The sequence below is a fragment of the Collimonas sp. GW821-FHT07E08 genome, from assembly GCF_059418905.1.
Map to the genome: position 1 here is coordinate 135,843 of NZ_JBWKQR010000007.1, position 18,994 is coordinate 154,836.

Genomic DNA, 18,994 nt, shown 5'->3' on the forward strand with positions numbered 1-18,994 from the left:
TTGCTGCGAGGGCCGGGCGGCAACGACAAACCCGGGATGCTACGGGGAAAGGAGAAGGTAGAGCTCAATGATGCAGTGTACTGGCGGCAACAGTCACACCGGTGGGCGCAAGCAGTTCTGTCACGCCGTACAAGTCGATCAGGCTTTCCAGGTTGGCAGGCAAACTGGAGAAATGCAGGGTCAGGCCCTGGTTCAGGGCCGCGCATTGCCATGCCAGCAAGGTAGCGACGGCGGCCGAATCGACCGCCACCACATCGCCCAGGTCAATCTCGGTCTCGCCCCCGGCGATCGCGCGCAAGCCCTCTTCCAGAGTGACTTTGGCGTTACCGACAGTAAGCGAGTGAGATGGTCTGAACATGTTAGTCAATCAACTGTTTATTTTTTAAGGCCGCGGGCAGCGCGTTCCTTGTTCTTGTCCGACAATACCTTGATCAGGCCGTCGATGCCGGACCGGCCGATTTCGGAGGTGAAGGTACCCTTGTATGAATCAACGAGCCAGGCGCCCAGTACGTTGACATCATAGATCTTCCAGCTCGTGCCTGCTTTTTCCACACGATAATTCAGCTGGATAGGCTCGCCGCGCGGCTGGATCACTTGCGAGCGGACAATCACATCGGTATCGGCCGGATCGGCGCGCAGCGGCTTGAAATCGATCTGCTGGTCACGCACTTGCGACAGCGCGCCGGAATAGGTGAAGACCAGCAGGCTGCGGAACTGGGTGATCAGCTGTTTCTTTTGATCGTCGGTTGCATCGCGCCACTTGGGGCCCATGGCCATGCTGGTCATGCGCTCGAAGTCGACATAAGGAATGATCTTTTCTTCAACCAGCGCCAGGATCCGCTGCTGGTTGCCGCCTTGGATGTTCTTGTCCGATTTGGCGGTATCCAGCACGTCCTGGCTGATGCGCTTGATCAGCGCGTCAGGCGCTTCTTGCGCCTGGGCTGCCGCGGTGAACAACAGGCTGCCGACAGTCAGCGACAGCGCCAGGAATTTTTTCAGAATTTTCATATGTATTTTTAACAATCTTAATGGTTGTTAGAAGACGTCTCAGACGCGGCGTATATGCGTCCTAAGACGGCAATTTCAAGCACCGGTTCCAGCCGGCGCCGATAATCACTGCTCGGCGGGCTTGCTGTTGGCAGGCTTGTCCGCCTTATCCGCCTTGTCGTCGCTGTCGTCGTTATTGCCGTTGATCTGGCTCTGGCGGCGCTGAGTATAGGCGTCGCGCACGAATTCATACTTGTCGAGGGCGGCGTCCTCCAGCAGGCCGCCCGCGTCCAGCAGGTTGGCGCGTTTGTCGATCAGGCGCACCACCGAACCTGTATTGCGCCAGCGCACCGGATACTTGTACGACCAGATGTCGCCATACATATCGACCGGCAATGCCGCCGTATCGCGGATATTCGACGGCCCGAACAGCGGCAGCACCAGGTAAGGGCCGGAGCCGACGCCCCACTTGCCCAGGGTCTGGCCGAAATCCTTGTTATGTTTCTGCAAACCGGCTTCCGAGCCGATATCGAGCAAGCCGCCGAGGCCGAGGGTGGTGTTGACCGCAACCCGCATCACATCCGATGTGCCGTCCGCGACATTGCCTTGCAAGAAGCCGTTGACCGAGCTCCATACGTCGCCCAGGTTGCCGAAGAAGTTGTTGACGCCGGTCTGGACAAAACTCGGCAGCCAGTTCCGGTAAGCGGTGGCGACCGGTTTCAGGGCGACCTTGTCGAGCGTGTCGTTGAAACTGAACATGGCGCGGTTGAAACCCTCCAGCGGGTCTTGCGGATTGCTGGTAGTGGCGCAGCCGGCCAGTGCGGCAACCAGGGCCAGCGAGCCCAGGCGAGTCATGGTTTTCATTGTTCAGTGTCCTTTACATCCGCGGCCTTGCTGTACAGGAACTGACTGATCAGGTTTTCCAGCACAATCGCGGATTGCGTTAATTTAATACGGTCGCCGGCAGCCAGGTTCTTGGTCGCGCCGCCCGCTTCGATACCGATATATTGCTCGCCCAACAAGCCTGCCGTGAGTATCTTAGCCGAACTGTCTTCCGGGAACTGGTAACGCTGGTCCATGTTCAAGGTCACTATCGCCTGGAAGTTCTTGTCGTCGAAATTGATCGATGCCACACGCCCCACCACCACCCCGGCGCTGCGCACCGAAGCACGTACTTTCAGGCCGCCGATATTGTCGAACTTGGTAATTACCGGATAGGTCTTGTTGAAAGTCGAGCTGCTCAGGTTGCCGGCCCTCAGCGCCAGGAACCCCAAGGCCAGCACCCCGATCAGCACAAACATGCCTACCCATACGTCTACAGTTTTCTGTTGCATGATTCATCACCTTAAAAATACCATCGCGAACAATATCTCGAAGAGAAAATAGTAACGAGAAGTAAAACGCGCTGCTACGGTTTGATTCCCGCTGCCCGACACGACAGGCAGCGGGAGCCGCACAAACAATTAGTTAAACATCAAGGCAGTCAGCAGGAAGTCCAGCCCCAGTACCGCCAGCGACGAAATCACCACCGTGCGCGTGGTTGCCCTGGAGACGCCTTCCGGCGTCGGTTTTGCCTCATAGCCCTGCCATACCGCGACAAACGTTGCGGCGACGCCAAACACAATGCTTTTCAGGACGCCGTTGGCGATATCTTGCCAGATATCCACGCCGCCCTGCATCTGCGACCAGAACGCGCCTTCATCGACGCCGATCAGCTTGACGCCAACCAGGTAGCCGCCAAAGATACCCAGGGCGCTGAACAAGGCTGCCAGCATCGGCATAGCCACCACGCCAGCCCAGAAACGCGGCGCCACGACCCGTTGCATGGGATCGACCGCCATCATTTCCATCGCCGACAGCTGCTCGCCGGCTTTCATCAGGCCAATTTCGGCAGTCAGGGAAGTGCCGGCGCGGCCGGCGAACAGCAGCGCAGTCACTACCGGCCCCAGTTCGCGCACCAGCGACAGCGCCACCAGCAAGCCCAGCGCCTGCTCCGAGCCATACTTGTTGAGCGTGTAATAACCCTGCAAACCCAGCACGAAACCGACGAACAAACCCGACACGCCGATGATGATCAGCGAATAATTGCCGATGAAATGGATCTGGTCGGTAATCAGCCGCGGCCGCCGCCAGAGTCCGAGCGACGCGCGCAGGATCGCAAAGAACATGCGCGTGGCGAGGCCCAGCCCGGTAATCGATTCGCGTACCGTGCGCCCCACCGCCGCAAGAGAATTGCTTACAAACTTAGTTACAGCGTTCAGCATCAGCCGCGCCCCTTCAAGCCCAGGTCCTCGGCCAGCGACTTGCCAGGATAATGGAACGGCACCGGACCGTCAGGTTCGGCGTTGACGAATTGCTTCACGTACGGATGGGTCGACGCCTGCATCTCCGCCGGCGTGCCCTGCGCCACGATTTGTCCCTGCGAGAGGAAATACACGTAGTCGGCAATGCTGAACGACTCATGGACGTCATGCGACACCAGGATGCTGGTCGAGCCCAGCGCATCGTTGAGCCTGCGGATCAGGTTGGCCGTCACGCCCATGGAAATCGGATCCAGGCCGGCGAACGGTTCGTCATACATGATCAGCGACGGATCCAGGGCAATTGCGCGCGCCAGCGCCACGCGCCGGGCCATGCCGCCGGAAATCTCGGACGGCTTCAGCTGCGCCGCATTGCGCAAGCCGACCGCATTCAATTTCAGCAGCACCAGGTTGTTCAGCAGTTCCGGCGACAGGTTGGTGTGCTCGCGCAGCGGGAAAGCCACGTTTTCAAATGCGGTCAGGTCGGTAAACAAGGCGCCGCTCTGGAACAGCATGCCCATCTTGCGCCGCAAGGCATACAGGCCCGGGGTCGACAGTGCGTGCACCGTTTCGCCGTCGACCTTGACGCTGCCGGCCTGCGGCCTCAGCTGGCCGCCGATCAGCCGCAATATGGTGGTCTTGCCGGAGCCGGAGCCGCCCATGACGGCGATCACCTTGCCGCGTGCGAAGTCCATGTTGAGACCCGATAAAATCGACCTCTCACCATAGCCAAACTGCAGATCACGAATTTCGACGATATTTGCCACACCATCCACCGAATAAATCAAAGGGGCTATTGTAGTGCAAATGCGACAATCGTTCAGAGCCTGGCAATAGTAGGCAGACTGGCATGTACCTGTATTACAACAGTTTGACTATTGCCCGGATGCATGAACAAAAACTTGTGCTGCAGAAAAAAGAGCATGCCGGTGTTGCCGCCGGCATGCTCTTTCTTTATTTGGCGACAGCAAAAAGCTGCGCAGATTTACCGCGGCAAAACCGATGCCCCCATCAGGAACTCATCGACTGCGCGTGCACACTGGCGGCCTTCGCGGATAGCCCATACCACCAGCGACTGGCCGCGGCGCATGTCGCCGGCGGCAAACACCTTGTCGACCGATGTCTTGTAGCAGGCGTCGCCATCGGTAGTGGCCTTGGCGTTGCCGCGCGCATCCTTGTCGACGCCAAACGCTTCCAGCACCTGCGCCACCGGCGAAACGAAACCCATGGCCAGGAACACCAGGTCGGCCTTCATCTCGAATTCCGAATCCGGCACTTCCTGCATCTTGCCGTCTTTCCATTCGACGCGGGCGGCGATCAGTTTCTCGACCTTGCCGTTCTTGCCTTCCAGGCGCTTGGTGGCCACTGCCCAGTCGCGGTCGCAGCCTTCTTCGTGCGACGACGACGTGCGCAGCTTGGTCGGCCAGTACGGCCATACCAGCGGCTTGTTTTCCAGCTCCGGCGGTTGCGGCATCAGTTCAAACTGCTGGATCGACACCGCACCCTGGCGGTTGGAGGTGCCGACGCAGTCGGAACCGGTATCGCCGCCGCCGATCACCACTACGTGCTTGCCGCCAGCCAGGATCTGGTCCTTGACCTTGTCGCCGGCGTTGACCTTGTTTTGCTGCGGCAGGAAATCCATGGCGAAATGGACGCCCTTCAGCTCGCGCCCCGGCACCGGCAGGTCGCGCGGCTGCTCGGCGCCGCCGGCAATCACCACGGCGTCGAACTCGGCCTTCAATTCGTCCGGCGCAATGGTCTTCTTGGCCCAGTTATTCACATTGGCCGGGAAATCCTTGCCGACCAGGACACCGGTGCGGAAGGTCACGCCTTCGGCTTCCATCTGTTCGACGCGGCGGTCGATATGGGATTTTTCCATCTTGAAATCGGGGATGCCGTAACGCAGCAGGCCGCCGACCCGATCGCTTTTTTCAAACACCGTGACGTCATGGCCGATGCGCGCCAGCTGCTGCGCCGCCGCCAGGCCGGCGGGGCCGGAGCCCACCACGGCGACTTTCTTGCCGGTCTTGACCAGAGGCGGCTGCGGCACGATCCAGCCGTTTTCCCAGCCCTTGTCGACAATGAAGTGCTCGATCGACTTGATGCCGACCGGATCGCTGTTGATGCCCAGCGTGCATGCGCTTTCGCATGGCGCCGGGCAGATGCGGCCGGTAAATTCCGGGAAATTGTTGGTCGAATGCAGTGTCTCCAGCGCTTCGTGATAAGCGCCGCGATACACCAGGTCGTTCCAGTCGGGAATGATGTTGTTGACCGGGCAGCCGTTGTTACAGAACGGAATGCCGCAATCCATGCAGCGCGCGCCTTGGGTCTTGGCTTCGTCGTTGCTCAAGCTGAGGATGAATTCCTTGTAATGCTTCTTGCGCGCCACTGGAGCTTCATACGTTTCGCCGACCCGCTGGAACTCCATGAATCCTGTTACTTTTCCCATTTTTCACTCACATTTTAGCTGCAGGATCCACCGCGGTCTTGTGTTCCAGACCGGCGGCGATCCTTATCGTTACTTGGCTGACGGTTACGCAATCTGTCGATTACGCGGCGACTTTTTCCTTGGCTGGGGTGGTGCTGCGCACCGCGTTCAACTCGCCCAGCGCCCGCTTGTACTCGGTCGGGAACACCTTGACGAATTTGCTGCGCGAGGCAACCCAGTTGTCCAGCAGGTTGCGGGCGCGGGTGCTGCCTGTGTACTTGAAGTGGCGTTCGATCAATCCTTTCAGGATCGCCTCGTCAGCCTGCACTTCGCCGCCGCGCGCCATGCTGTGCCAGATCGCCTTATCGATCGTGGCTTCCTGCTCGCCCTGGCTCAGCACCGGCTCCAGCGTCACCATCGCCATATTGCATTGCGCAGCAAACGTGCCGTCCGGATCGTAGACATAAGCCAGGCCGCCAGACATGCCGGCGCCGAAGTTGCGGCCGGTTTCGCCCAGCACCACTACCGTGCCGCCGGTCATGTATTCGCAGCCATGGTCGCCGGTGCCTTCAACCACTGCGATCGCGCCGGAGTTGCGCACCGCGAAGCGTTCGCCGGCAACGCCGTTGAGGAAAGCCTCGCCGGCGATGGCGCCGTACAGCACCGTGTTGCCGGCGATGATGTTGTCGACCGCGCGGCCGCGGAACTCGGTGTTCGGACGCACAATGATGCGGCCGCCCGACAAGCCCTTGCCGACATAGTCATTGCCCTCGCCAACCAGGTCCAGCGTCACGCCATGCGCCAGGAACGCGCCTGCCGACTGGCCTGCGGTGCCCTGCAGCTGGATGTGGATGGTGTCGTCGGGCAGGCCTTCGTGACCGTATTTTTTTGCCACTTCGCCAGACAGCATGGCGCCGACGGTGCGGTTCAGGTTCTTGATCGGCGAGATGAACGAGACGCGCTCGCCCTTGTCCAGCGCCGCCTTGGCTTGTCCAATCAGCTTGTGGTCCAGCGCCCGGTCGAGGCCGTGGTCCTGTTCTTCGGTGTGGTAATACACGCCGCCTTCAGGCAATGCCGGCTGGTAGAAAATGCGGCTGAAATCCAGGCCTTGTGCTTTCCAGTGCGTGATCGCCCGCGATTTGTCGAGCAGGTCGGCGCGGCCGATCAGTTCATTGAAACTGCGGATGCCCAGCGACGCCATGATCTGGCGCACTTCTTCGGCGATGAAGAAGAAGAAGTTGACCACATGCTCAGGCTTGCCGGAGAACTTGGCGCGCAGCACCGGATCTTGCGTGGCAACGCCGACCGGGCAGGTGTTCAGGTGGCATTTGCGCATCATGATGCAGCCTTCGACCACCAGCGGCGCGGTGGCGAAACCGAATTCATCGGCGCCCAGCAAGGCGCCGATCACGACGTCGCGGCCGGTCTTCATCTGGCCGTCGGCCTGGACCCGGATACGGTTGCGCAAGCCGTTCAGCACCAGCGTTTGCTGGGTTTCCGCCAGGCCCAGTTCCCAAGGCGAGCCGGCATGCTTGATCGACGACAAAGGCGAGGCGCCGGTGCCGCCATCGTGGCCGGCGATCACCACGTGGTCCGACTTGGCCTTGGCGACGCCCGCCGCCACGGTGCCGACGCCGACTTCCGACACCAGCTTGACCGAAATCGAAGCGCGCGGATTGACGTTCTTCAGGTCGTGGATCAGCTGCGCCAGGTCTTCGATCGAATAGATGTCATGGTGCGGCGGCGGCGAAATCAGCCCGACGCCAGGCACCGAGAAACGCAGCTTGGCGATGTATTCGGATACCTTGTGGCCTGGCAGCTGGCCGCCCTCGCCCGGCTTGGCGCCTTGCGCCATCTTGATCTGGATCTGGTCAGCCGAAATCAGGTATTCCGCGGTGACGCCGAAACGGCCGGAGGCCACCTGCTTGATGCGCGAACGCAGCGAATCGCCGGCCTGCAACGGAATATCGACTTCGATACGATCCTTGCCGATCACCGATGCCAGCGTTTCGCCCTGCTTGATCGGGATGCCCTTCAATTCCTGGCGATAGCGGTTCTCGTCCTCGCCGCCTTCACCCGTGTTGGACTTGCCGCCGATGCGGTTCATCGCCACCGCCAGCGTGGCGTGCGCCTCCGTCGAAATCGAACCGAGCGACATCGCGCCGGTAGCGAAACGCTTGACGATTTCCTTGGCCGGCTCGACTTCATCCAATGGGATCGCCTTGCTTGGATCGATCTTGAATTCAAACAGACCGCGCAAGGTCATGTGGCGCTTGGACTGGTCGTTGATCAGCTGCGCGTATTCTTTATAGCTGTTGAAGTTGTTGGCGCGCGTCGAGTGCTGCAGCTTGGCGATCGCGTCCGGCGTCCACATGTGTTCTTCACCGCGGATACGGAATGCATATTCGCCGCCGGCGTCGAGCGCGTTGGCCAGCACCGGATCGTCGCTGAACGCGGCGCGATGCAGGCGCAAGGCTTCTTCCGCCACTTCAAATACGCCTATGCCTTCGACATTCGACGATGTGCCCTTGAAGTACTTCTGGGTCATGCTCTTGTTGAGGCCGATCGCTTCGAAAATCTGCGCGCCGCAATACGACATGTAGGTCGAAATGCCCATCTTCGACATGACTTTCAGCAAGCCCTTGCCGATCGCCTTCTGGAAGTTGTAGATCGCCTTTTCCGGCGACAGCGCGCCCGGCAGGCCGTGCGCAAGTTCCGTCAGCGTATCCATCGCCAGGTAGGGATGGATGGCTTCGGCGCCGTAACCCGCCAGCAGTGCGAAGTGATGCGTCTCGCGCGCGGAGCCGGTCTCGACTACCAGGCCGGTTGAAGTGCGCAGGCCCTTGCTCACCAGATGCTGGTGAATCGCAGACGTCGCCAGCAATGCCGGAATCGCCACCTGCTCGGCATCGACCTTGCGGTCCGACACGATCAGGATGTTATGGCCGGACTTGACCGCATCGACCGCCTTGGCGCACAGCGACGCCAGGCGCGCTTCGATGCCTTCCTTGCCCCAGGCCACCGGATAGCAGATGTTCAGCTCGTGCGACTTGAACTTGCCGCCGGTGTGGGCGCCGATGTTGCGCAGCTTGGCGATATCGTCGTAGTTCAGGATCGGCTGCGTGACTTCGAGCCGCATCGGCGGGTTGATGTTGTTGGTGTCCAGCATGTTCGGCTTCGGTCCGATGAAGGACACCAGCGACATCACCATGGCTTCCCGGATCGGATCGATAGGAGGGTTGGTGACCTGCGCGAACAACTGCTTGAAGTAGTGGTACAGCGTCTTGTTCTTGTTGGACATGACCGCCAGCGGCGAGTCGTTGCCCATGGAGCCGATCGCTTCTTCAGCGGCGGCCGCCATCGGCGACATCAGGAACTTGATGTCTTCCTGGGTGTAGCCGAACAGCTGCTGGCGGTCCAGCAGCGGGATGGTCGAACCGGACTCGGACGGCTCCGATTTCAACTCGTCCAGCTTGACCCGCACCGATTCAATCCATTGCTTGTATGGCTTGGCGTTGGCGAAGGTGTCTTTCAATTCCTTGTCGTCGATGATGCGGCCGGCGTCGAGGTCGATCAGGAACATCTTGCCTGGCTGCAGGCGCCACTTCTGGATGATCTTGGATTCCGGGATCGGCAGTACGCCGGATTCCGACGCCATCACCACGAAGTCGTCGTCGGTGACGATGTAACGCGCCGGACGCAGGCCGTTGCGGTCCAGGGTGCCGCCGATATGGCGGCCGTCGGTGAACGCCATCGCCGCCGGGCCGTCCCATGGCTCCATCATCGCTGCATGGTATTCGTAGAAAGCGCGGCGGTTGTCATCCATGGTGGCATGGTTTTCCCACGCTTCCGGGATCATCATCATCATCGCTTGCGCGATCGGATAACCGGACATCAGCAGCAGTTCCAGCGCATTGTCGAAACAGGCTGTGTCGGACTGGCCTTCATAGATCAGCGGGAACAGTTTCTTCAGGTCGTCGCCCAGCACATGCGACTTCATCACGCCTTCGCGGGCGCGCATCCAGTTGAAGTTGCCCTTGACGGTGTTGATTTCGCCGTTGTGCGCCAGCAGGCGATACGGGTGGGCCAGCGGCCATTCAGGGAAAGTATTGGTGGAGAAACGCTGGTGGACCAGCGCCAGCGCCGACAAGCAGCGCGGATCCTGCAGGTCCTTGTAATAGACGCCGACCTGGTCCGCCAGCAGCAAGCCTTTGTAGACCACGGTACGCGCCGACATCGACGGCACGAAGAATTCCTTGCCGTGCAGGAGGTTCAGCGCCTGGATCGCGTGGCCGGAGGATTTGCGGATCACATACAGCTTGCGCTCGAGCGCATCGGTCACCATGATGTCCGGGCCGCGGCCGATGAAAATCTGGCGGATCACCGGTTCCTTGTCGCGCACGGTAGGCGACATCGGCATGTCGATATCCACCGGCACATCGCGCCAGCCCAGCACGACCTGGCCTTCAGCCAGCACCGCGCGTTCGATTTCCTGTTCGCAGGCAATGCGCGAAGCATTCTCTTTTGGCAAGAACACCATGCCGACGCCGAATTCGCCCGGCGGCGGCAAGATCACGCCCAGCTTCGCCATCTCTTCGCGATAGAACTGGTCCGGCACCTGGATCAGGATCCCGGCGCCATCGCCCATCAGCTTATCCGCCCCGACCGCGCCCCGATGATCGAGATTCTTCAGGATCAGCAGACCCTGCTCAATGACGGAGTGGCTCTTGTTGCCTTTGATGTGAGCAATAAACCCGACGCCACAGGCATCATGTTCATTAGCCGGATCGTATAAACCTTGCGCATGCATAACGTTGCTCCACCACTTTGAGAGTAAGGATATTAAGAATAGTGCAGACAGATCCAGACTTCAATCAAAACAATTAGGGTCAGAGTCAAATTATTCAGATTAAATTTTGCACCAAAATTAAATAGGGACAGAGTCAATTTGGTGCATTTGATGGCTTGCTTGTCCTACAGTTAATTTTTTATTTATGCCCGGCCGACGGATCCGTGACATCAGCCGGAGTCTTGAAGGGGCGCCCGCGTTTGGCTGGGCGCACCCTGAGATTGCCCTGTTTTTCCAGGCTTGATTTAAATTTTTCCGTACCCAGCGGCCAGCCCTTGTTGGTAGCATCCGCCAGTTGGCGCACCTGGTCGGATGTGAGTGCTTGCTCTACCATCTGCTTATAGGCAGCTTCGCGATCGAAGGGTGTATTGCCCAGCGCCCAGTACAAGGCGTGGTCCACCACCAGGGGATCCGCCTTGACGCCGACATGGTGTAGATAGCTCGACCACGGATACTCGCCAGCCGTTGCAACGATGCCTGCGCGCACCGGATTCTGGTCGATGTAGCAGCTGCACAACATGAAATAAGGCTCCGAATCTATCACCGCAGCCCTGTAGCGTCCTTGCCACAAAGTCCCGACACGGCCGTATTTCTGATTGAAATAAGGCACATAGAAGCGCCCTACCCACTGCATCATCCTGGCCAAACCCTCCGCATCGGCAGGTGTTGCCAGCAAATGCACGTGGTTGGTCATCAGCACATAAGCGTGGATAGCCACCCTGTATTGCTTGGCGGCTTCGCGCAAGCGGGCAAGGAAGTTTACATAATCTTCCGTCTCGCGGAATATTGCCTGGCGATCAACGCCACGCTGTATCAAGTGATGCGGCTGGTTGGGAATGACGAGTCGAGGCAGGCGAGCCATGGCAGAAAAGGGTTATCTGATGATGTCCGCATTTTATCGAATAATTCGACTCTGACCCTATTTGATTTGCCTTAAACAATTTGACTCTGACCCTAATTGTTGGCGGCTTCGGTTTGCAGGATCTGGCTTAGGGCGTCGAAGGCTGGGGAGGTGTAGTCGTGGCGGCGGATCAGGTAGGTGGTGACTTGGCCTGCGGGGCCGATTGGGTAGGTGGCCAGGCTTTGGGTGTTGTTGTGCAGTTCAAGGACGGACCGGGGGGCCAGGGCGATGCCGGCGCCGGCGGCGACGCAGGCCAGCATGGCGTGGTAGGAGCCCAGTTCCAGGATGCGGTCCGGGCGGCGGCCGGGGATGCTGCCTGAGGCTAGCCAGTTTTCGGCGTGGCGGCGGTAGGCGCAGCCGTGTTCGAAGGCGACCAGGGTGCGGCTTTGCACATCGTCGGGGCTGGTAATCGGCGGATGGTTGCGGGCGGCCAGCACCACCAGTTCTTCTGCGTACAGGGGCAGCATCTCGAACAAGGGATCATCCAGCGGGCCGGCGACCAGGGCGGCGTCCAGGGTAAACGCCCGGACCCGGTCTATCAGCTGCTGGGTGGCGCCGGTGCTGAGCTCCAGTTGCACTGCCGGCCATTCCTGGTGGAAACGGGCCAGGGGCAGCGGCAAACGGCTGGCGGCGGTGCTTTCCATCGAGCCGATGCGCAGGCGTCCTTGCGGCACCGCGGGCTGGACCGCCTCGCGCGCTTCGCCGGCCAGGTTCAGCAGGCGCTCGGCATAACCGAGCAAGGTCTCGCCGGCCGGCGTCAGCACCAGGCGCTTGTTATTGCGTGAAAACAGAGGCACGCCCAATGAAGTTTCCAGCTGGCGTATGCGCGTGGTCACATTCGACTGCACCCGGTGCAATTGCTCGGCCGCGCGCGTGATGCCGCCTTCCCGCACTACGGTGCGAAAAATTTCAAGAGATAGTAAATCCATAATTCATCTCATTTTAAGATGGGTAATATTTTTATTATTCATTTTTCAGAATGATCCTGTCAAGGTAGCATGAGCCATACCGACTGTAAGCAATGCCATCTTTACCCGTTACCAGGAATATCAACATGACTGCCGCCAATAGAAATCCGGAAACATTCACGACTGCGCTCGGCATCCGTTACCCGATCGTGCAAGGGCCGATGAACGGCGGTTCGCCGATTGAACTAGTGACTGCGGTCAGCAATGCCGGCGGCCTGGGTTCGTTCGCGGCCGCCCTGCTGTCGCCGGCGGCGATCATTGAAGCCGTGAAAAAAATCCGCACGCTGACGCCGCAGCCGTTCAACGTCAATTTGTTCATCCTCGAACCGGTCCAGCCAAGCCAGGCCGAAATCGAAGCGGCGCAAGCCCTGCTGCTGCCGTTCCGCACCGCGCTCGGCCTCGGTCCGGCGGCATCGCCGCAAAAATTCAGCGAAAACTTCCAAGACCAGCTGGCGGCGCTGCTGGAAGCTGCGCCGCCGGTGGTCAGCTTTACCTTCGGCATACTCGATGCAACTACGGTGGCGCAGTTCCAGCGCAAGGGCTGCAAAGTCATCGGCACCGCCACCAGCGTCGCCGAAGCACAAGCGTGGGAACAGGCCGGCGCCGATTTCGTCTGCGTCCAGGGCGGCGAAGCAGGCGGCCACCGCGCGACTTTCCTGGGCGATATCGAGCAATCCTGCATCGGCCTGATGACCTTGATTCCGCAAGTCGCTGCCGCAATCAAAGTGCCCGTGATCGCAGCCGGCGGCATCATGGATGGCAAAGGCATCGCTGCGTCCCTGCTGCTGGGCGCGCAAGCGGCGCAGCTTGGCACGGCCTTCCTGGCGAGTCCGGAATCCGGCATCGCGCCGGCCTGGCGCGAGCAGCTGGCGAACGCCAAAGACGACAGCACGCGCATGACCCGCAGTTTCTCGGGCAGGTACGCGCGCGGCATCGTCAATACGTTCATGGAACAGATGCGGCCGCATGAAAGTACGTTGCCGGTTTACCCGGTCCAGAATGCACTGAGCGGCGAAATCCGCCAGGCTGCAGCCAAACAAGGCCGTCCGGAATTCATGTCGCTATGGGCTGGCCAGGGAGTAGCGATGACGCGCCCCATGCCGGCAGCGCAATTGGTGGCTACACTGGCCGCTGAACTGCAAGCGGCAGGCGATCGCTAACCGCGGAAAGAAATCACTTGAGTAAAGACCTGCAAGCCACAGCAACCCAGACAGACCAGGGACGAGCGGCCTGGCGCATAGCGCTGGCCGGATTGCTGGCCCTGGCGGTGGCGATGGGCATCGGCCGCTTCGCCTTCACGCCGCTGCTGCCGATGATGCTGCACGATGGCGTGATCGACCTGGCCGCCGGCGGTTGGCTGGCCACCGCCAACTATATCGGCTACCTGATCGGCGCCCTGCTCTGCATGGTGCTGCGGGTCAACGCCACCCGCGGCATCAAGATCGGGCTGGCCAGCACGGTGCTGCTGACATTGGCAATGGGAGTGCTGCAGTCGCCCATGCTATGGCTGCTGCTGCGCACGCTGGCGGGCATTGCCAGCGCCTGTGTGTTCGTGTTCGCATCCGGCTGGTGTTTGCAACGCCTGGCGCAATTGCAGGCGCCGGCTTTGGGCGGCGTCATTTATTGCGGTCCCGGCCTCGGCATCCTGATCACCGGGCTGGCGACCAGCGCCATGGTGAACCAGCATTGGCGCGCTGAACATGGCTGGCTGCTGTACGGCTTGCTGGCCTTGATATTGACCGCGCTGGTATGGTCCACCTTCTCGGGATCGACAGCTACGGCGGGCGCGCCGTCGCCGGCAGCGCATGGACTGGAGCCGGCCCAGGTGGTGCGCCAGACGCGCGGCCTGATCCTCGCTTATGCGCTGGCCGGCTTCGGCTACATCATCACCGCCACCTTCCTGCCGGTGATCGCACGCCAGGCGCTGCCGAGCTCGAACTGGCCGGATCTGTTCTGGCCCCTGTTCGGCATCTGCGTCGCCATCGGCGCCTTGCTGGCGACCCGGTTGCCGACGCACTGGGACAATCGTTTGCTGCTCGCCGCTTGTTACCTGCTTCAAGCATGCGGCATCCTGATCGGCCTGGCCTCTCCGAGCGTGGCCGGTTTTGCGCTGGGCAGCATCTTGCTCGGCTTGCCGTTCACCGCGATTACCTTATTTGCGATGCGCGACGCCCGCCGCCTGCGCGGCGACCACGCACGCAGCCTGATGGGATTGCTGACCGCAACCTATGGCGTGGGACAAATCATCGGGCCGCCGCTGGCGACGCGCCTAGTGCAAGGCAGCGGCAATTTCAGCTCGTCGCTGGGCACGGCGGCGCTGGCGCTGCTGGCCGGCGCCGCCTTGCTGGGCGCGATGTACAGGTACCGCGGCAAACCGGCCGCCTGACGCCTACTCCCCGGAAAATTCGGCGGCCGCCTTGGCCGTCCAGAGCGCCTTGTTATAGCTAGGGAACGGCTGATCGTAACTGTCGACTGCGCCGTCCTCGCCGACGAAATGCGTCCACCAGTCGGCGTCGTCCTGCACCAGGACGATATCGCCGGCGCGGCAATGGTCGGCGATTGCTTCACCTGCAGCCAGCGTCACTATCCTGGTCTTCCTGTGCCTGATGACGGTAGGCACTGCGATCAGCGGAACGCAGGTTCGCTGAAGCTGCGCAGCTTGCGGCTGTGCAGCTGCTCGACGCCTTGATGGCGCAGCAGTTCGAGCGCCTTGATGCCGATCTTCAGATGCTGGTTGACGCGCTGTTCATAGAAACGGTTGGCCATGCCGGGCAGTTTGATTTCGCCATGCAAGGGCTTGTCCGAGACGCACAGCAAGGTGCCGTAAGGAACCCGGAAGCGGAAACCGTTGGCGGCCACCGTCGCGCTTTCCATGTCCAGCGCAATCGCCCGGCTTTGATTGAAGCGCAGCAGAGGCTTGCGGTGGTCGCGCAGCTCCCAGTTGCGGTCATCGATAGACGCTACCGTGCCGGTGCGCATGATGCGCTTGAGTTCATATCCTTCCAGCTGGGTGATGGCAGCCACTGCATCCTGCAGGGCCAGCTGCACCTCGGCCAGCGCCGGCACCGGCACCCACAGGGGCAAGTCGTCGTCCAGCACGTGATCGTCGCGCACATAAGCGTGCGCCAGGACGTAGTCGCCCATGCGCTGCGAGGTCGACAGGCCGGCGCAATGGCCCAGCATGATCCAGCCGTGCGGACGCAGCACCGCCACATGGTCGGTGATGGTCTTGGCGTTCGAGGGACCGACGCCGATGTTGATCAGCGTGATGCCGGAGCCGTCGGCCCGCTGCAAATGATAGGCCGGCATCTGCGGCTGGCGCGCCGGCGCGACGCCGGTCAGCGCACGGTCGGCAGGCAGGTCGTCGAGGTTGGCGTTCCAGGTGGTCAGGTCGCCCGGTTCGACGAAGGCCGTGTATTGCTGGCGGTAGGCGCGCAGCTCGGGATCGCTGCTGGCTTGCATCAGCTCGCGTCCCATGCGGATGAATTCGTCGACGTAGAACGCGTAGTTGGTAAACAGCACGTAGCGCTGGAAACGGTCGGGCGAGGTCGCCGTATAGTGCTTCAGGCGGTGCAGGGAATAATCGATGCGCGGCGCGGTAAACAAAGCCAGCGGATGCGGATCGCCCGGCAGTTCTTCCAGCGTGCCGTTGACGATGCGGTCGTCCATGGTCGCCAGGTTCGGCAGGTCGAACACATCCGGCAACGTCCGCAAGTGGTCAGGATCGAGATTGCCCTCGACATGGATGCCTTCCGGGAAGGCGAAATGCACCGGGATCGGCATGTCGCTGACGCCGATTTCGAGCGGCACATCGTGGTTGTCGCGCAGCAGCTTGAACTGGCTGACCAGGTAATTGGTGTACAGCGACGGCCGCGTCAGCGTAGTCTGGTAGACGCCGGGACCGTACACGAAACCGAAGGAATGGCGGGTATCGGCGCGGGTGTTGAATTCGGTGGTCACCCGTACAAACGGGTAGCAGGCGCGCACCCGCTCGGTCATCACTTCGCCGTTGGCAAAACGCTTGAAAGCCTCGCGCAGCAAGGCGGTGTGATGCTCATAGATTTCATGCACGCGGGCGACGGCGGCATGGGGGTCGGTGAATTGCTCAGTCGGGAACATTGAATCTCCGTAGCGATATCTGTACGCCAGGATCGCTGGCGTCATGGTCCGGACATATTTATCCGGACCTTACAGTTCAATTCTACTGGGATTGGAGCGAGATTGCGAAACTAAAGCCAAGCCGATGCCACTACTTGAGCAAATCGTACTTGCCGCCCTTTTCTATCGCACGCTGATACGCCGGCCGCGCATGGATGCGCTGCAGGAAAGCGGCCAGCCTGGGCCGGCTGGCGTCCAGGCCGCCACGCGATTGCGACGCTTCCAGCGGGAAGCTCATCTGGATGTCGGCGGCGCTGAATTCTTCACCGGCAAACCAGGTCGATTTGCCCAGCTCGGCTTCCAGGAAATCCAGGTGCGTCTTGAGTTGCGGATCGATGTAGTTGCGCTGCACGCCGTTAGCAATGGAGCGCGCCAGCGGCCGCAGCAGGGCCGGCATGGGCGGCCGGTCCAGGCGGCCGAAGACCAGCTTCATCAGCAAAGGCGGCATGGCCGAACCTTCAGCGTAATGCAGCCAATACGTGTAGCGCAGGCGGTCCTTGCTGCCGGCGGCCGGCACCAGGCGGCCATCGCCGTATTGCTGCACCAGGTATTCGATGATCGCGCCGGATTCGGCGATCGTGTTGTCGCCGTCGGTGATCACCGGCGATTTTCCCAAGGGATGGACCGCCTTCAGCGAAAGCGGCGCCAGCATGGTTTTCGGATCGCGCTGGTAAGGCTTGATTGCATAATCCAGCCCCAGCTCTTCGAGCAGCCACAGCACGCGCTGCGAACGGGAATTGTTGAGATGGTGAACGATGATCATGGTCGGCAAGCCCGGTCAGGTGGAGGGAAAACTGCAATCCCGCTAGCGTAACCGATTTGCCGCCGATGATCTAAACCCGCGTCGGATTCAGCAAACCCTGGCATGTCGCGCGCTGCGCATCGGCCGCCGGCAGCTTGCCGCACACCGTATCGAGCTGCTGGCGCAGTCGTCCCAGCACCGCCTGGTGCTTGCCGTCGCCATTCCAGGCATTGAGTTTTTGCCCGAGGCGCTCCAGCACCGAACGGTTACGCTCGTAAAACGCATTCTGGGTGCCGCCCAGTTCTTGCAGCACGCCATGCGCGACCTTTTCTATGCGCCCTTCGTCTTGCGGCGCCAGTTCCAGCAAACCCGACAGGTACGCGACACCCCATTGCAGGCGCGTCGCCGGTCCCTGCGCCGCCTGGTAAGCCTGTTCATACCAGTTGACGGCGCCGCTCTTGTCGCCGCGCCTCTTGGCGTTCGACGCCAGGCTGAGCATGAAGTAATACGGCGCATGCGAACGCTTCAGCTCGGCCTTGAGCAAGCTGTCCGAATCGTCCAGCAAACCGGCATCGCTCAAGGCATGGGCGCCGGCGTTGATCACCGATTGCCGTTCATAGGCATCGGTGGTGGCGCTATCTGCTTGCGCTACCCGTTGCCGCACGTCTTTCAGCAAAGCCGGCGCCAACGCGCCTTCCGGAGTGTCGATGCGCGCCAGCGACACTTGCGCCGCCAGCGCCCCCAGGCGATCGGTCTTGGACAGTGTGCTGTCGCCGGACAAGCGCTGCGCAGCGCTGTTCCAGGCGGCGATCAGCTTGGCCCGGGACGGCGATTTCGGCACGGTCGCCAGCTGCACCAGGTCAGCCGGATAGTTGGTCAGGATATCCATGTTCTCGCGCGCGGTATGGACATCGCTCACCGCTTTGGTCAGGCGTGCGGCAGCCGCCGTCTTGTCGACGCCGGCTGCGGCATCGCCGGGCTTGGTCGCAGCCGCCACCAGCGCGCTCAAGGCCAGCCGGTTGGCGCTGTCGCCGGGAGGACATGCCGCCGCCAGCTTGTTCAAGGCAGGCACCAGCTCCTTGCCGCTGACCAGCTGTTGTTCGTCGGTATCCCAAGAGTAGTAAGCCAGCAGGCGCCACTCGTCCGCCGTCAGCTTGCCGCCGCTGAGCGCGGCCTGCAAGGTTTGCTTGACCGGACGGTTGGCGCTGATGCCGAGCGTCAGCGTCTGCAGGTAGCGGCCGGCGTCGACTTCGCCCGGCAAACGGGTAATTTCGGTGCCGTCCGGCTTGAACAGGATCATGGTCGGATAGCCGCGCACCTTGAAGCGCTCGCCGAGTTTCTGGGCGCCGGCGCTATCGCCGTCGATATGCACCGGTACAAAAAACCGCGAGCGCTCGATGAATCCCTGCCGGTTGAAAATCGTGGCCTTGACCTGGTTGCATGGCGGGCACCAGCTTGCGCCCCAATACAGGAACAAGGGCTTGTTATGCGCTTTGGCGAAAGCAAAAGCGGCATCGACGTCGCCGTCGTACCAGCCGATGCCGTCGGCAGCTGCCGCAGCGGCGGGCTTGGATTCAGCGGCCGCCAGCGCCAAGGCCGGGGCGGCGCACGTCAGCGTGGCGAATATTGCGGCAACGGCGGAGGCGGATAAGGTCTTCATC

17 protein-coding genes are annotated in these 18,994 nt (G+C 61.2%); 3 read left to right on the plus strand and 14 right to left on the minus strand.

Annotation, left to right across the window (positions count from 1 at the left end):
* Positions 1-64 precede the first annotated feature (64 nt).
* The 9 genes from AC07RZ_RS10995 to AC07RZ_RS11035 form a co-directional block, all read right to left on the minus strand.
* Positions 65-358 (minus strand): STAS domain-containing protein, encoded by a 294-nt coding sequence (locus AC07RZ_RS10995; protein ID WP_494667952.1) that lies wholly within the window; start codon positions 356-358, stop codon positions 65-67.
* 17 nt (positions 359-375) lie between these two features.
* Entirely contained in the window at positions 376-1,008 is a 633-nt protein-coding gene (locus AC07RZ_RS11000; protein WP_144740025.1) for a Tgt2/MlaC family protein, read from the minus strand.
* A 105-nt stretch (positions 1,009-1,113) separates the two neighbouring features.
* Positions 1,114-1,851 carry an MlaA family lipoprotein gene (locus tag AC07RZ_RS11005; protein ID WP_092394620.1) on the minus strand — a complete coding sequence of 246 codons (738 nt, stop codon included), beginning with the start codon at positions 1,849-1,851 and terminating at the stop codon, positions 1,114-1,116.
* Positions 1,848-2,321: an outer membrane lipid asymmetry maintenance protein MlaD gene (mlaD, locus tag AC07RZ_RS11010; RefSeq protein ID WP_144740031.1), complete on the minus strand. Its 474-nt coding sequence runs from the start codon at positions 2,319-2,321 to the stop codon at positions 1,848-1,850. Before mlaD ends, AC07RZ_RS11005 begins: the two co-directional genes overlap by 4 nt.
* Positions 2,322-2,450: 129 nt before the next feature.
* The gene (mlaE, locus tag AC07RZ_RS11015; protein WP_342828801.1) at positions 2,451-3,251 is read right to left on the minus strand and encodes a lipid asymmetry maintenance ABC transporter permease subunit MlaE; all 801 of its coding nucleotides are present in this window, start codon (positions 3,249-3,251) and stop codon (positions 2,451-2,453) included.
* Positions 3,251-4,054 carry an ABC transporter ATP-binding protein gene (locus AC07RZ_RS11020; protein ID WP_494667953.1) on the minus strand — a complete coding sequence of 268 codons (804 nt, stop codon included), beginning with the start codon at positions 4,052-4,054 and terminating at the stop codon, positions 3,251-3,253. The genes mlaE and AC07RZ_RS11020 overlap by 1 nt, the downstream gene beginning before the upstream one ends.
* Positions 4,055-4,272: 218 nt before the next feature.
* On the minus strand, positions 4,273-5,736 hold the full coding sequence (locus AC07RZ_RS11025) for a glutamate synthase subunit beta (RefSeq protein WP_092394609.1): 1,464 nt from the start codon (positions 5,734-5,736) through the stop codon (positions 4,273-4,275).
* Positions 5,737-5,836: 100 nt separating this feature from the next.
* Positions 5,837-10,525 carry a glutamate synthase-related protein gene (locus tag AC07RZ_RS11030; protein WP_494667954.1) on the minus strand — a complete coding sequence of 1,563 codons (4,689 nt, stop codon included), beginning with the start codon at positions 10,523-10,525 and terminating at the stop codon, positions 5,837-5,839.
* Between the two features lie 178 nt (positions 10,526-10,703).
* The gene (locus AC07RZ_RS11035; RefSeq protein ID WP_494668018.1) at positions 10,704-11,381 is read right to left on the minus strand and encodes a transposase; all 678 of its coding nucleotides are present in this window, start codon (positions 11,379-11,381) and stop codon (positions 10,704-10,706) included.
* On the opposite strand from AC07RZ_RS11035, the gene AC07RZ_RS11040 reads away from it, so the two are divergent.
* Positions 11,271-11,501, plus strand: coding sequence for a hypothetical protein (locus AC07RZ_RS11040; RefSeq protein WP_494668023.1), 231 nt, complete (start codon positions 11,271-11,273; stop codon positions 11,499-11,501). The two genes, AC07RZ_RS11035 and AC07RZ_RS11040, sit on opposite strands and share 111 nt — an antisense overlap.
* Positions 11,502-11,518: 17 nt before the next feature.
* Here AC07RZ_RS11040 and AC07RZ_RS11045 read toward each other — a convergent pair whose 3' ends face one another.
* Complete coding sequence (locus AC07RZ_RS11045; RefSeq protein ID WP_494667955.1) at positions 11,519-12,394, minus strand: LysR substrate-binding domain-containing protein; 876 nt, start codon at positions 12,392-12,394, stop codon at positions 11,519-11,521.
* Positions 12,395-12,519: 125 nt separating this feature from the next.
* Here AC07RZ_RS11045 and AC07RZ_RS11050 point away from each other — a divergent pair, with 125 nt between their 5' ends.
* Both AC07RZ_RS11050 and AC07RZ_RS11055 read left to right on the plus strand, forming a co-directional pair.
* Positions 12,520-13,593, plus strand: coding sequence for an NAD(P)H-dependent flavin oxidoreductase (locus AC07RZ_RS11050; protein WP_494667956.1), 1,074 nt, complete (start codon positions 12,520-12,522; stop codon positions 13,591-13,593).
* A gap of 17 nt (positions 13,594-13,610) precedes the next feature.
* Complete coding sequence (locus tag AC07RZ_RS11055) at positions 13,611-14,819, plus strand: YbfB/YjiJ family MFS transporter (protein WP_494667957.1); 1,209 nt, start codon at positions 13,611-13,613, stop codon at positions 14,817-14,819.
* A gap of 3 nt (positions 14,820-14,822) precedes the next feature.
* On the opposite strand, the gene AC07RZ_RS11060 is transcribed toward AC07RZ_RS11055, so the two are convergent.
* The 4 genes from AC07RZ_RS11060 to AC07RZ_RS11075 all read right to left on the minus strand — a co-directional run bounded on the left by AC07RZ_RS11060 (position 14,823) and on the right by AC07RZ_RS11075 (position 18,993).
* Positions 14,823-15,053, minus strand: coding sequence for a hypothetical protein (locus tag AC07RZ_RS11060; RefSeq protein ID WP_494667958.1), 231 nt, complete (start codon positions 15,051-15,053; stop codon positions 14,823-14,825).
* Between the two features lie 5 nt (positions 15,054-15,058).
* Positions 15,059-16,552 (minus strand): AMP nucleosidase, encoded by a 1,494-nt coding sequence (locus AC07RZ_RS11065; protein ID WP_144740057.1) that lies wholly within the window; start codon positions 16,550-16,552, stop codon positions 15,059-15,061.
* Between the two features lie 130 nt (positions 16,553-16,682).
* Positions 16,683-17,354, minus strand: coding sequence for a glutathione S-transferase (locus tag AC07RZ_RS11070; RefSeq protein WP_494667959.1), 672 nt, complete (start codon positions 17,352-17,354; stop codon positions 16,683-16,685).
* 70 nt (positions 17,355-17,424) lie between these two features.
* The gene (locus AC07RZ_RS11075; RefSeq protein ID WP_494667960.1) at positions 17,425-18,993 is read right to left on the minus strand and encodes a thioredoxin family protein; all 1,569 of its coding nucleotides are present in this window, start codon (positions 18,991-18,993) and stop codon (positions 17,425-17,427) included.
* Position 18,994: the final 1 nt, after the last annotated feature.

Coding starts and splice junctions, on each gene's coding strand:
- AC07RZ_RS11075 (WP_494667960.1), bottom strand. CDS start 18,993: ATGAAGACCTTATCCGCCTCCGCCGTTGCCGCAATATTCGCCACGCTG.
- AC07RZ_RS11030 (WP_494667954.1), bottom strand. CDS start 10,525: ATGCATGCGCAAGGTTTATACGATCCGGCTAATGAACATGATGCCTGT.
- AC07RZ_RS11050 (WP_494667956.1), top strand. CDS start 12,520: ATGACTGCCGCCAATAGAAATCCGGAAACATTCACGACTGCGCTCGGC.
- AC07RZ_RS11025 (WP_092394609.1), bottom strand. CDS start 5,736: ATGGGAAAAGTAACAGGATTCATGGAGTTCCAGCGGGTCGGCGAAACG.
- mlaE (WP_342828801.1), bottom strand. CDS start 3,251: ATGCTGAACGCTGTAACTAAGTTTGTAAGCAATTCTCTTGCGGCGGTG.
- AC07RZ_RS11065 (WP_144740057.1), bottom strand. CDS start 16,552: ATGTTCCCGACTGAGCAATTCACCGACCCCCATGCCGCCGTCGCCCGC.
- AC07RZ_RS11005 (WP_092394620.1), bottom strand. CDS start 1,851: ATGAAAACCATGACTCGCCTGGGCTCGCTGGCCCTGGTTGCCGCACTG.
- AC07RZ_RS11045 (WP_494667955.1), bottom strand. CDS start 12,394: ATGGATTTACTATCTCTTGAAATTTTTCGCACCGTAGTGCGGGAAGGC.
- AC07RZ_RS11000 (WP_144740025.1), bottom strand. CDS start 1,008: ATGAAAATTCTGAAAAAATTCCTGGCGCTGTCGCTGACTGTCGGCAGC.
- AC07RZ_RS11070 (WP_494667959.1), bottom strand. CDS start 17,354: ATGATCATCGTTCACCATCTCAACAATTCCCGTTCGCAGCGCGTGCTG.
- mlaD (WP_144740031.1), bottom strand. CDS start 2,321: ATGCAACAGAAAACTGTAGACGTATGGGTAGGCATGTTTGTGCTGATC.
- AC07RZ_RS10995 (WP_494667952.1), bottom strand. CDS start 358: ATGTTCAGACCATCTCACTCGCTTACTGTCGGTAACGCCAAAGTCACT.